We start from the raw sequence: 11,731 nt of genomic DNA on the forward strand, positions 1-11,731 counted from the left end.
CTATTGAAAACTTACTCTAGGGAGGAAAATCTATGTATTTTTATAAGGAAGATTTAATTAACATCATAGTTCCAGATAAACCAGATCCGTCAGCTGCAAAAGTTCTACAAGAAACATTAGGTGGCCGCTTTGGAGAAATGCGTACGATGATGCAATTTATGTTCCAAAGTTCCAATTTCCGTGGAAAGGCAAAGCAGTATCGTGATTTAATACGCGGAATTTTTCTAGAAGAAATTAGTCATGTAGAGTTAGTCCAAACAACAATTAATCAATTGTTAAATGGTGCTGGGGAATCTGGAGTAGGTAATGCAGGAACGGATCAAGCACCATTGGATGAAGTCATTAAACATGCAAACCCCCATCACTTTATTATGGGTGCACAAAGCTCATTACCAGTAGATGCAGCAGGAAACCCTTGGATGGGGAACTATGTTTATTCCCACGGAAATTTAGTCGCTGACTTACTTGATAACCTCGTACTTGAGTCCACAGGTGTACTTCAAAAAACTAGAATTTATGAAATGAGCTCCAACAAAACCTTTAGAGAAACATTAGCATTTTTAATCGTTCGAGATAACGCACATCAAAATGCATTTGCTAAAGCTCTAGAAACCCTTGGCGTCGATTGGGCAAAAATATTCCCTATACCGAACTACGACATAACAAAATATCCTGAGTGTCAAAAATATGTTGATATGGGCTTCCATAACGCATTTTTTAACTTCAGATTAGATGATCACCGAGCGGGCGAAATCTTTAAAGGGGAATCGCCAAGCCGTAATAGTGGTGAATTACTTGTTGTGGACCCTCCTACACCTTATCCTGTACCAGAATTACCGGACATGCCAAATGAACATAGCCCTGGTTTATGGGATTTAAATAACTAAAAAAAGTGCTAGCCTCTTCACGAAAGAGACTAGCACTTTTTTAACACAATTACATCGCTTGATTAATTCGTTTTTGTTGACGTTTTACCGGGTCTAGTTTTCGTTCGATTAATCCTAATAAAACGTCCGATAAAATTGCCATTAAAGCCGTTGGTAAGGCACCTGCAATGATAATCGCCGTCCCATCTGTCGCATTAGTACCGCGGATAATGATATCACCTAAACCACCTGCTCCAATAAACGCACCAATAGCCGTAATCCCAATTGCAACTACAAGGGCAATACGAATACCTGTAATGATGACGGATAAGGATAATGGCAATTCCACCATGTATAATACTTGGGCCTTTGTCATCCCCATCCCCCGTCCGGCATCGGTAATACTTTTATTAATATTTTTAATTCCAACATAAGTGTTTTTAATTATTGGAAGTAATGAATAAAAGAACACCGTTACAATGACAGTTGTTTTACCTAAGCCTAATACAAGCATTAAAATGGCCATTAAAGCGAGAGCTGGGATTGTTTGAATGATATTGGCAAGGGTAATAACGACTCCAGATAATTTACTATATTTCGAAATAAGAATACCAAGTGGGATACCGATGAGCGCTGCAAGTAATACCCCATAAATGGAAATAAGGAAATGGTCTAAAAATTGACTAAACACATAAAATCCGTTTTCCTGCATGTAATAAAAAAACTGTTCAGTTGTAGACATTTGAGACATATCTTGCATTACTCATCACCCCCTTCAAAGTAATTATGTTCATTTAAGAACTGTTCTGCTACTACAGCGGGCTCCATTAAATTATTATCCGCTTGGTAATTGAGCTTTTGCATCGTCTCTGTAGAGATTTTCCCTACTAAACGTTCAATTGCCTTTTTAACCTCAGGCTTTTCATTTATTAGTTCTGTATCCGCAAAAGGACTCGCATCATATGGAGGGAAGAAATTTAAGTCGTCTTCTAAAACGACTAAATCGTAGGAAGCAATACGCCCATCTGTTGTATAACCTAATACAACATCCAATTCACCCGAATCAACAGCGTCATAAACTAAACCGATTTGCATTGGGTATGTTCGAGCAAAATCGAAACCATATGTTTCAACGAATGCTTTATAACCATCCCCTTCTCGGTTCATCCAAGACGTATCAACACCCGCTTGTAAGTTACTCGCAACAGAAGCTAAATCACTGACTGTTTTTAAGTTATATTTTTTTGCTGTTTCCTTTGTCACCATAAAGGCATACGTATTTTCAAATCCATAGGAATCAAAGAACGTTTGATTAAATCGTTTCGCAAACTCCTTTTGTACAAAATCCAATGCTTTTTCTGGATCTTTAATCGGTTCTCCTTGTAATGCACCGGTTAAATCGGTACCTGTATAGCGGACCGATGACATATTGGCATCACCATTTACCATCGCTTGGTGTAATACCGTACTTGAACCTAAATTATTGATTAGTTCCACATCTTCATCCGTATAATGCTCAATCATATATTTCATCATATAAGCTAATATTTGCCCTTCCGTCGTAACAACAGAGGCAATTTTAATTGAATCGTCCTTTTTATTCCCTGAAAGGGAGCAACCACTAATAACTAAAGATAAAACTAAAACAATTGTCAGTAGGAGTCTATTTGTCATGAAGTACGACCCCCTTCAATTTTTAACCCTTTAGGTGTTACCCATTTTTCTAATTTCCCTAATAGGAAATCCGCAAGTAATGCTAATAACGTTACAATAATCGCGCCTCCTATAATTAACTCCGTTTGATATAAATTCAATCCATTAAAGATAAAGTCTCCAAGACCACCCGCACCTATATAAGATGCTAATGTTGCCCAAGAGATAACATATACCGCTGATAGACGTATTCCAGACATAATGACAGGAACTGCTAATGGTAGTTCAACAAGGAAAATGGACTGCATCGTCGTCATCCCCATAGCAATCCCTGCACCTTTCGTATTTTCATTGACCGAATTCATTCCAATAAAAGTATTATTTAAGATTGGTAACAATGAATAGATACATAGTGCAACGATTGCGGGTACTTTCCCAACGCCTAATAAAGGGATCATAATGGCTAATAAAGCAAGGGATGGTACAGTTTGAAGTACACTTGTAATACTTAAAACTACCTTCGCAATATATTTTGTTTTTGATAATAAAATGCCAATAGGAACAGCAATAAGTACCCCTAATAATAGGGCAATCATTGATATATAAAAATGCTCCCATGTTTTCAATAAAATATCAGAGCTGTTTTCAGTGAAAAAGGCAATCATTCACTCATCAACTCCTTATTCTCAGAAACCATTTCCTCTTCTTCTCCCCAAATTGTGTCATAAACGATATCAACGATGTTAGCACGTGTAACTAAACCGACTAAACGGTGCTCCTCATCGACAACAGGGATATTTTTTAAGTTACGCTTTAAAATTCTACGAACAGAATCTTGTAATTTCGAACCAGTTTTCACGTAAAAAATGTCCTTTTCATAACATTCTGAAACACTTTTCTTCGTTTTACGTGCACCTGTAAAGCTTTCTACATCTAAATATCCTTGTAGTCGATTGTCGCCATCTGTTACAAATAGTGTGTCTACTCGTTTTTCCACCATTAAACGGATCGCTTCATCAAGACTTTTTTCAATTGTAATGGAAATTGGTTTAATCATTACTTCATCGACAGTTTTAATGTTTGGTTTTTGCTGAATGAGGCGATGGGAACCGATAAACTCTTTTACAAAGTCATTCGCAGGGTTTGCTAAAATGTTATCGGGTGTATCAAATTGGATTAGTTTTCCTTCATGCATAATGGCAATGCGGTCAGCAAGCTTAATCGCTTCGTCCATATCATGGGTAACGAAAATGACCGTTTTATTTAAACGTTGCTGAATATCTTTGATAAGATCTTGAAGAGTATCACGTGTAATTGGGTCAAGGGCACCAAATGGTTCATCCATTAAAATAATGTCCTGATTTGCAGCAAGGGCACGCAAAACACCAATTCGTTGTTGTTGACCTCCAGATAATTGTGCTGGGTAAAAATCTAAATAGGAAGGCGGTAAATTAACAAGTTCGATTAAACGACGAGCTGTTTCATCTTTTTTCTCTTTTGACCATTTCAATAGGTGGGGAACAAGCGTTATATTGTCACGAATTGTCATATGTGGCATTAATCCGATTTGTTGAATTACATAACCGATGCTCCTCCTTAACGTAACAGGATTCATTTTCGTAATATCCTTATCATTTAAGGTCATTTTCCCACTTGTAGGTTCTACCATTCTATTAATCATTCTAAGGGCGGTTGTTTTCCCACTCCCACTCGTACCAATGAAGGCAATAAATTCACCTTGATTAATATCAAGGTTTAATTGATCGACAGCGACTTTGCCACCTCGATATACTTTTGTTAAGTTTTCAATTTTTAACATGTCTATAAAACTCCTCCTCTCAACTATATGTTACATGGTTTCCACTAACAATTTAAAGGGATATTCATAATGCAATATATAATTGTGACAATTTAATGAACATTTTATATATTTTATGTGACATTTAATATACCCTATTTTCAGAAAAATTGTGTAGCTATCCCTTCATATTAAGGCATTTTCATAGGATTTAAAAAAATGGGCTACAAGTAAGTTAAAGATAAAATATCTGAATATTAAAACTTATGACAACTTGACAGAAGAAATCGTATTTTTATAGAAAAAATCGACACAAAAGTGAACCTTTTAACCTTAAACTGGCCATAAAGAAACAAAGAAAGACAATCTCAATCACCTTACAAAATGAATGAGATTGTCTAACCTATATTTTAAAATCCGATTTCTGGATTATTTCAGTAGATGGCATTTGATAAAACAAACATTGTGGAATTGGACCTCCATTTTTCAAGTAAGACTCAACTATACGGTAACCAATACTATAACCAACCCATTTTGGTAACCCTCGACACTCATCTCCATATAAAAAGGGATGATGTTGTTGTACTCCCTTTAAATTTAAAGCTGGAACAAAGTATTTTTCCCACAACATTCTCACATCGTCTATAACATACTTTTTCGTCCATGGAGAAAGCCGCTTTTCGCCATATAGCTCTTCTACAGCTGCTTCTGCCATGCCTTCAATAATTAATGAATCAATCAACTCGATTTCTTCCGGTCGTTTATTTAAATAGGCAAGTCTACAAATATGATGATATTCATGGGCTAACAATGCCTTTAATTCCTCTTCTTTCAAGTCGGTTGACACAAACAAAAATAAAACGCCATTATAGGTAATACCATTCTTTTTAGCTTCTATTCCATCAATCATTGGTCTATATTTTGTTAAAGGATATATATAAATCGGTACATCTGGCCCTTTCCATAAACTTCTTAATGTTTCAAATTCCCTTTGAAGCATTTGCCATACTCCTTGTTGTTCTAAGAACTTTACAGTTTCATCAATTTCTAACCCTTCATCAGGGTCAAACAATCCATTAGTTAAAAGTTCAAACTGAATCTCCTCTGTTGACCTTTCAGGAAAGAAAAATTGGAGTGGCTCACAAAGCATTTTACGATGAATTTCTATTAATTTGTCTCGGTTTTGGTTAGTCATTTCACATAATTTATAAAGGTCGGGTAACAAATTTACTACTGACATCTATTTCCTCCTTTGAAATTAGTATATGTTTTAGACTATTAACTCGTGTCGACTTTTAAAAAAATCATATATTAGTTAGCAGTCTACATGAAAAGGAGGGATATGGATGCATCCTAGACAAATATATGATCTATGTTGTCGCCATAAGGGCAAAAAGGTTTGTATTATTGAAAAAAGCGGACGAAGACATGTCGGAAGAATTACTCGAGTAGAACGAGATATGGTATGGATTATGCCCGAAGGTGGTTTCGGTGGCTACGGTATTGGTTACTGGGGCTGGGGCGGAAGCGGATTAGGTGTTGGAATTGCTATTGGTGCAATTGCAGGTATCGTTTTAGCGAATGCTTTCTGGTGGTAAATTGAGGTACTTTCTATAACAAGAGAATCTATTTTGAGAAGTTTCTTTCCAAAATAGATTCTTTTTTATCCTTTAAATGATAAAAAAAGCTACCTTTAAGGTAGCTAATTCTTTACTATTCATTTTCTGCGACGAACTTCAGTTTTGTTAACTTGTTATACCAGAATTGTTCGTAGTAAGCTAGCCAATCTTTTAATTCCTTCAATGGTTCAAACTGCAAATAATAAATTTTTTCTCGACCATTTTTTTCGCCTCGAACTAATCCAGCCTCAGTTAAAACATTTAAATGTTTTACTACAGCCGTACGACTAATCTTAAAGTGGGAAGAAATTTCAGCAATCGATTGATTTCTTTCTGATAATAGATGGAGCACGTCTCTTCGTGTCGGATCCGCGATTGCCTGGAATACATCAACCTTTTGAGCTGCTTGGCTCATTAAGCTTCCACCAACTGTTTTAATTTTTGAACAATGCCTTCCCAACCTTTGTTCATTGTATCGCGAATGACGGATTGAGGACGTTGCGCCTTTGCAACTAATGTATCTTTTTCTTTCCAACCACCATGGATTACTGTAAATTCAGTTTCATTGCCAACTTCTTTTAATAAGAAGGTTAATACCCATCCATCTGTATCCCATTGAATCGATATTTTCTTTTGTTCTTCAATTTCAAGTACTTTACATGGCGACGGACCGAAGGGAGACTGGATTGTAAATTCAAACCCTTCTTCTAATTTAAAATCATTTGGTGGCATAAACCATTTTGAAATCCCTTCAACGGTGGAAACATAACTCCAAACTTTTTCAATCGGTGCTTCAATTAAAATACTTTGTGTAATATCTGGTAAGTTCTCTGTCATGCCGTTATTTCTCCTTTACCTCTTTAAATATACAACCCATAGGTGTTACTTAGATTATATATAACCAAAAGGTGTTATGTCAAATTATTAAAGAACGAAAAGGACAATGGCATATAGTAATGGCAGTATAGTGAATATAAAGCCGATCTTTGTTAATTTCTTAATAAATAGGAAGATAACGCCTAAAATCCAAAGTAATACAAATAAAGCATCTACATAAAGCGTTTTTTCTAAGCTTCCACTCTCTAAGATTGGTATCGAAACGTAAAAAGCAAAAATTGCTGTCCAAATAATATGTACGATTCTATAAATCTTAAACAATATAGCAACCTCCTTTTCCCATTTTAATAATGACGTCACAGTACAAGAAAAGATTCGTCACTATTAGTATAAACTATTATCCTAAGAAGGAAGCTTACATAACACAAAGTTCTTATTGCCAAATAAAGGAGTTAGAAGAAAAAAACGTCGACCCATCAAATGGATCGACTTTCTTCTTTTAAAGCAAGTTGAATATGAGCTAGATGATGGTTTCCGTGCCAAGCATAGATGCCAACGTTCTTCTTTAATGAAATGTCACCATTGTCTGGATGTACAAATGTTCTGTTTAACTGTTCTTCCGTTAAACTTTCTAATAAATAGACCCAACGTTCGTGTAAAGCTTCAATAAGCTGTATGGAAACACTAATCGGTAAGTGGGAATCAACAAGGAGAGCCCATTTTTCTTCCTCATAAGGTTTAATGGTCGGGTTGTCTTCCGTTAAGGCTAATTTAAATCGAGTATATGAATTTAAATGGCTATCTGCGATATGGTGAACGAGCTGACGAACAGTCCATCCACCTGGTCGGTATGTTTTTTCAAGCTTTTCATCCGTAAGTCCCTTTACCATTTCACTCAATCTAGTTGGTAATAGTTTAATTTCTTGAATCCATTGATGTATATCCTCGTGCGTAATCGTTTCATTACAAGTAAACTGTCCGATAGGATATTTAGCATCCATTTTCCAATCCCCCAATTTCATCTAACTATTTTTCGCTAATGCCCTTTTATAAAAAATTAAGCTGGATAACATAAGAACAGCCATAACAAAATAAATTTCGCCAGGGAAGTGAATGAGAAGCCATCCGCCAAAGACAGGACCAATAAAGCCACCAATATTTTTTAATTGAGAAGCCCCTAAATAAGTCGCTTTTTGAGTGTCTGGTGCGATTTCTTCGATCATGGCGTTCATCATTGGAAAGGCAAAAATCTCCCCAATCGTAAAAATGACCATAGCGCCAATGAAAAATGGCCAATTGGTAGCCATATTAAACAAAATTAGACCTAATGCGAAAAAACACGTACCAATGACTAAACTTTTCAACATTGAAATTTTCTCACTATAAATGCTAATTGGTAACTGTAACAATAAAACAATAGAAGCATTTGTAACAAGTAGAATTGAGAATAATTGAACACCATCTTCGACAGACAAATTCACTAATTGAGGCAAAGTGGAATCATATTGGGACCAGCCAAGATTAATTAACGTTCCTCCTGCTATTAATAGAAGCAGCTTTGTATCAGCTCCTACCACTTTGAACATTTGGAACAGATTTTGCCGTTCTGTAGCCATCTGTTGACGCATCTTAAAATGATTTAAAAGAATAACAAGAACACATCCATATAGGGCATACATAATACCCGTAATGATAAAGGGCATAGCTGGACTTGATAAGCTTGAAATCCAAACGCCTAATAGGGGACCTATGACCCCTGCAACGTTAATAGCTGTATACCGGACCGAAAATAACCTTCTCCGCTTTTCTTTCTCCGTAAAATCAATCATTAAAGCCTGGGTGGATGGTTCGAAAAAGGAACGACATAGACCATTTAGCGCACTAAGTACTATAAACAAAGGAACACTATGGAATAATGCAAAACCAAAAAACACAGCACTCCATACAAAAATGGTTAATAAAATAATTACTTTCCTTCCGACCTTATCAGTAAGATATCCACCAAATATCCCTCCAAAGGTCGCAAATAATTGGGCCACGCCGAGGGTCACCCCAATATCTACTGGCGATGCATTTAATTCACGGTGTAAATACAAAGCCAAAAAGGGTAGTGTCATGAAACTCGCTATTCGAGTAAAAACCGTTCCAAAAAGAATACTCCATACTAATGGATGAAAATAACTTAGCTTTTTCAAAATACCACCCCGAAACGTCCATTCCATGCAAAAACAAAGATCGATTGCTCAATGGACTTTGTAATCAAATCACTTAAAGATTCTTCTGAAAAAAGGTTACGCTAATGGGAGGTATCTAATATCCATTCATACAGAAGATCAGGTAAACCTTCTTCATTTTCATGTCCTCTACCAATAATCTGAAACCCATGTTTTTCATAAAAGGCTTGTGCCTGCTTATTCACTTCAAATGTGTATAAAGTTAACTTGCCAGAAGATTGTTCTTTCGCTCGAGCTAGTAAAGCAGTACCAATCCCTATACCTTGATAATCTAAATGAATATAAAGCTGGCTAATTTCATGATCATTGTAGGCAATCATTCCTACAACATGATGATCAATTAGGGCAAGTTCAATTGTGTACTCTTTAGGCAATAAATAATTTAGGAAATAGACATGATCCTCAAAACTATGTCCTTCCTTTTGTCCGATGGCATTCTCTTTACTTTCTCTCCACATTTCCACCGTCTGCGTATCATAAGTACTACTATAAGGGATGATGGTAATTTTCGGCTTTCCCATTTGTTCACTCCTATTCTTAAAAGTCATTATTTAAATTGTTATCCGGATAAAACTTCACCTTATATTTTTCAATTATTCTACTAAACTGGGATGCAAGTATTTGTTGAAATAACATCCCAAAAACAACTGGCATCATTACTTTCGCAGGAAAGTATGTACTTGCAATGACGACACCTACAGCAATATTGCGCATTCCTCCTGTAAAAACAACGGCTGAAATGACTTCAGGATCTTTAAAGAGATAATGACCTAACCATAGACACATCACATAGCCTGACATGGCAAGCAGTAAAACAACAACGATAATTCCAAAAATCTCCCACGTAATATTTTTCAAAAAAGGAGCAATAGCACTACTATTAATCATGACAATGAAAAAGAGGCTAAGCTTTTGAAAAGGAGCGAGGGTTTTTCCTACGGTATTGTCAATTTTCCCTTTTGTCCATTCATTTAGTAAAACAGCTATAATCGATGGAATCACAATCATCCACAATAGATCTAGCATAATAGACATCGTATCAATTTCAATGTTTTGACCGACTACAAAATGTACTAATAACGGTATAACGATAGGCGAAAGAATCGTATCTATTAAAATAATCGATAAGCAGAGGGCTAGATGACCTCTACATATACTTACCCATATAAAACTTGTAATTCCAGTTGGAACTGCAACAGATAATACAAATCCAATTGTTAAATAATGATCATTAAAAATAAACGTTGCTACAAAATACGCCCATATTGGCATAAGAATATGTAAAAAGGAGATTGTAATTAAAATGACCTTCGGATATTTTGCAAAGCTACGTAACCCTTCAAAATTCATACTTAAACTGCCGGCAAATGTCATAAAGGCAAATAACCATGGCACTAAAAATAATAAATGCCCACCTACATCCTCAAGTAAAACACCGATTACTAAACTAAGTGGTGTTAAGATCGGCATTAATTTTTGGAGGTGTTTATTGATAGTTGCTAACATTGAATATAAGCCTTCTTCCTCTTAAAATCTTATATTTACCATTGTCACTCTTCTCCCTAATAAAGGGAACTATTTTTTGAAGAAGACGAGCCACTTTATATCTTAATTAATATTTTCCCCTCATACTGACGACCTTCCATGAAGAGATGGGCCTCTTGCGCCCTTTCTAATGGAAAAATTTTTGCAATTGGTAGTTCAATTTCTCCCTTTCCAAATAGGTCGATTACTTTTTCCGCTACAGGTTTTAAACGCTTTGGGTCATATTGTCTTGTTGTGCCTAAACTAAATCCTTTCACATTCCGGCAACTGCTATGCACATCACTCGTTTGAAAAATACCAGCCTTGCCGCTACTATTTCCAAATTGAACAAGGGTGCCATATAAAGCTAAACACTCCATGCTTTTTGTTGTTACTTCCCCTGCCATTGAGTCGAATATTATATTTGCCCCCTGTTGATTTGTTAAAGATAAAACTTCATCGGTAAATGTTTCGTATGTACAAACTATGTCCGCACCTAAATTTATACAATAATCTTTTTTTCTAATATCCCCTACTGTAGCGATAATTTTTGAGACTCGTGCTAATTTGGCAAGTTGAATTAACATCGAGCCAACTCCCCCTGCCCCGCTATGGATAACAATTGTATCCGTTGCCTTCACCTGACCGATTTCATGTAATAATATATAAGATAATATCGAAACGGTTGGCATAGCTGCTGCCTGTTCAAAGGAAAGGCTGTCTGGAATTTTATAAACAAGGTCCTCATTGGCTATAACATATTCCGCATAAGTCCCTGACTTTGGAAAGGCGATGACCCGATCTCCTTTAGAAAAGGAGGAGTCTCCAGCCACTTCTTCAATCACTCCAGCACAATCGAGTCCTAACATCATCGGAAACTTCCCTTTTCCCTTATTCCCTACACGTTTTTTTATATCTGCGTAATTGACACTCGTATACGCAACTTTTATTAGCACTTCCCCTTTTTGAATAGATGGCTTTTCAATTTCTAGACATTGTAGAACATTTGCATCCCCAAACTGATTTTGAATTACCGCTTTCATTATCTACACCCCTTTTTACAATAAATACTTACGATTTCCCCCATTACAATTACCACAATTATACATTAAGTAAAAAGTAAGGTTCTAAGTCAAATGTTGGGGTGAGCATTTAGCTCACTCCTAATTTATGCGACCCGAACATCTATATTTTTATATT

15 protein-coding genes are annotated in these 11,731 nt (G+C 36.0%); 2 read left to right on the forward strand and 13 right to left on the reverse strand.

Annotation, left to right across the window (positions count from 1 at the left end; genetic code table 11):
- Window positions 1-32: 32 nt before the first annotated feature.
- Window positions 33-887, forward strand: a complete 855-nt coding sequence (locus ACH0B5_RS12450) for a manganese catalase family protein (protein ID WP_122973234.1) — start codon at window positions 33-35, stop codon at window positions 885-887.
- Window positions 888-936: 49 nt separating this feature from the next.
- On the opposite strand, the gene ACH0B5_RS12455 is transcribed toward ACH0B5_RS12450, so the two are convergent.
- The 5 genes from ACH0B5_RS12455 to ACH0B5_RS12475 form a co-directional block, all read right to left on the reverse strand.
- On the reverse strand, window positions 937-1,608 hold the full coding sequence (locus ACH0B5_RS12455; protein WP_174232707.1) for an ABC transporter permease: 672 nt from the start codon (window positions 1,606-1,608) through the stop codon (window positions 937-939).
- A 17-nt stretch (window positions 1,609-1,625) separates the two neighbouring features.
- Entirely contained in the window at window positions 1,626-2,540 is a 915-nt protein-coding gene (locus tag ACH0B5_RS12460; RefSeq protein WP_122973236.1) for an osmoprotectant ABC transporter substrate-binding protein, read from the reverse strand.
- Entirely contained in the window at window positions 2,537-3,184 is a 648-nt protein-coding gene (locus tag ACH0B5_RS12465; RefSeq protein ID WP_122973237.1) for an ABC transporter permease, read from the reverse strand. The genes ACH0B5_RS12460 and ACH0B5_RS12465 overlap by 4 nt, the downstream gene beginning before the upstream one ends.
- The gene (locus ACH0B5_RS12470; RefSeq protein ID WP_122973238.1) at window positions 3,181-4,338 is read right to left on the reverse strand and encodes a betaine/proline/choline family ABC transporter ATP-binding protein; all 1,158 of its coding nucleotides are present in this window, start codon (window positions 4,336-4,338) and stop codon (window positions 3,181-3,183) included. Before ACH0B5_RS12470 ends, ACH0B5_RS12465 begins: the two co-directional genes overlap by 4 nt.
- A gap of 382 nt (window positions 4,339-4,720) precedes the next feature.
- Window positions 4,721-5,557 carry a DUF2268 domain-containing putative Zn-dependent protease gene (locus ACH0B5_RS12475; protein ID WP_122973239.1) on the reverse strand — a complete coding sequence of 279 codons (837 nt, stop codon included), beginning with the start codon at window positions 5,555-5,557 and terminating at the stop codon, window positions 4,721-4,723.
- A gap of 106 nt (window positions 5,558-5,663) precedes the next feature.
- On the opposite strand from ACH0B5_RS12475, the gene ACH0B5_RS12480 reads away from it, so the two are divergent.
- The gene (locus ACH0B5_RS12480; RefSeq protein WP_122973240.1) at window positions 5,664-5,915 is read left to right on the forward strand and encodes a hypothetical protein; all 252 of its coding nucleotides are present in this window, start codon (window positions 5,664-5,666) and stop codon (window positions 5,913-5,915) included.
- A gap of 115 nt (window positions 5,916-6,030) precedes the next feature.
- On the opposite strand, the gene ACH0B5_RS12485 is transcribed toward ACH0B5_RS12480, so the two are convergent.
- From ACH0B5_RS12485 to ACH0B5_RS12520, 8 genes are all read right to left on the reverse strand, one after another.
- Window positions 6,031-6,351 carry an ArsR/SmtB family transcription factor gene (locus tag ACH0B5_RS12485; RefSeq protein ID WP_122973241.1) on the reverse strand — a complete coding sequence of 107 codons (321 nt, stop codon included), beginning with the start codon at window positions 6,349-6,351 and terminating at the stop codon, window positions 6,031-6,033.
- Window positions 6,351-6,773: an SRPBCC family protein gene (locus tag ACH0B5_RS12490; RefSeq protein ID WP_122973242.1), complete on the reverse strand. Its 423-nt coding sequence runs from the start codon at window positions 6,771-6,773 to the stop codon at window positions 6,351-6,353. The genes ACH0B5_RS12485 and ACH0B5_RS12490 overlap by 1 nt, the downstream gene beginning before the upstream one ends.
- 87 nt (window positions 6,774-6,860) lie before the next feature.
- Window positions 6,861-7,094, reverse strand: coding sequence for a hypothetical protein (locus ACH0B5_RS12495; RefSeq protein ID WP_122973243.1), 234 nt, complete (start codon window positions 7,092-7,094; stop codon window positions 6,861-6,863).
- Between the two features lie 155 nt (window positions 7,095-7,249).
- Window positions 7,250-7,774, reverse strand: coding sequence for a YfiT family bacillithiol transferase (locus tag ACH0B5_RS12500; protein ID WP_406927891.1), 525 nt, complete (start codon window positions 7,772-7,774; stop codon window positions 7,250-7,252).
- Window positions 7,775-7,795: 21 nt separating this feature from the next.
- Window positions 7,796-8,968: an MDR family MFS transporter gene (locus ACH0B5_RS12505; RefSeq protein ID WP_241559371.1), complete on the reverse strand. Its 1,173-nt coding sequence runs from the start codon at window positions 8,966-8,968 to the stop codon at window positions 7,796-7,798.
- 101 nt (window positions 8,969-9,069) lie between these two features.
- Entirely contained in the window at window positions 9,070-9,528 is a 459-nt protein-coding gene (locus ACH0B5_RS12510; protein ID WP_122973245.1) for a GNAT family N-acetyltransferase, read from the reverse strand.
- Between the two features lie 16 nt (window positions 9,529-9,544).
- Window positions 9,545-10,513: a bile acid:sodium symporter family protein gene (locus tag ACH0B5_RS12515; protein ID WP_406927892.1), complete on the reverse strand. Its 969-nt coding sequence runs from the start codon at window positions 10,511-10,513 to the stop codon at window positions 9,545-9,547.
- Between the two features lie 95 nt (window positions 10,514-10,608).
- Window positions 10,609-11,574: a quinone oxidoreductase family protein gene (locus ACH0B5_RS12520; RefSeq protein ID WP_122973247.1), complete on the reverse strand. Its 966-nt coding sequence runs from the start codon at window positions 11,572-11,574 to the stop codon at window positions 10,609-10,611.
- Window positions 11,575-11,731 lie beyond the last annotated feature (157 nt).

This window comes from Ureibacillus sp. 179-F W5.1 NHS (assembly GCF_045369345.1).
GTDB lineage: Bacteria > Bacillota > Bacilli > Bacillales_A > Planococcaceae > Ureibacillus > Ureibacillus halotolerans.

What these genes read in the sequence shown, in the direction of transcription:
- ACH0B5_RS12450 (WP_122973234.1), top strand. Translation starts at nt 33, where the DNA reads ATGTATTTTTATAAGGAAGATTTAATTAACATCATAGTTCCAGATAAA.
- ACH0B5_RS12455 (WP_174232707.1), bottom strand. Translation starts at nt 1,608, where the DNA reads ATGTCTACAACTGAACAGTTTTTTTATTACATGCAGGAAAACGGATTT.
- ACH0B5_RS12460 (WP_122973236.1), bottom strand. Translation starts at nt 2,540, where the DNA reads ATGACAAATAGACTCCTACTGACAATTGTTTTAGTTTTATCTTTAGTT.
- ACH0B5_RS12465 (WP_122973237.1), bottom strand. Translation starts at nt 3,184, where the DNA reads ATGATTGCCTTTTTCACTGAAAACAGCTCTGATATTTTATTGAAAACA.
- ACH0B5_RS12470 (WP_122973238.1), bottom strand. Translation starts at nt 4,338, where the DNA reads ATGTTAAAAATTGAAAACTTAACAAAAGTATATCGAGGTGGCAAAGTC.
- ACH0B5_RS12475 (WP_122973239.1), bottom strand. Translation starts at nt 5,557, where the DNA reads ATGTCAGTAGTAAATTTGTTACCCGACCTTTATAAATTATGTGAAATG.
- ACH0B5_RS12480 (WP_122973240.1), top strand. Translation starts at nt 5,664, where the DNA reads ATGCATCCTAGACAAATATATGATCTATGTTGTCGCCATAAGGGCAAA.
- ACH0B5_RS12485 (WP_122973241.1), bottom strand. Translation starts at nt 6,351, where the DNA reads ATGAGCCAAGCAGCTCAAAAGGTTGATGTATTCCAGGCAATCGCGGAT.
- ACH0B5_RS12490 (WP_122973242.1), bottom strand. Translation starts at nt 6,773, where the DNA reads ATGACAGAGAACTTACCAGATATTACACAAAGTATTTTAATTGAAGCA.
- ACH0B5_RS12500 (WP_406927891.1), bottom strand. Translation starts at nt 7,774, where the DNA reads ATGGATGCTAAATATCCTATCGGACAGTTTACTTGTAATGAAACGATT.
- ACH0B5_RS12510 (WP_122973245.1), bottom strand. Translation starts at nt 9,528, where the DNA reads ATGGGAAAGCCGAAAATTACCATCATCCCTTATAGTAGTACTTATGAT.
- ACH0B5_RS12515 (WP_406927892.1), bottom strand. Translation starts at nt 10,513, where the DNA reads ATGTTAGCAACTATCAATAAACACCTCCAAAAATTAATGCCGATCTTA.
- ACH0B5_RS12520 (WP_122973247.1), bottom strand. Translation starts at nt 11,574, where the DNA reads ATGAAAGCGGTAATTCAAAATCAGTTTGGGGATGCAAATGTTCTACAA.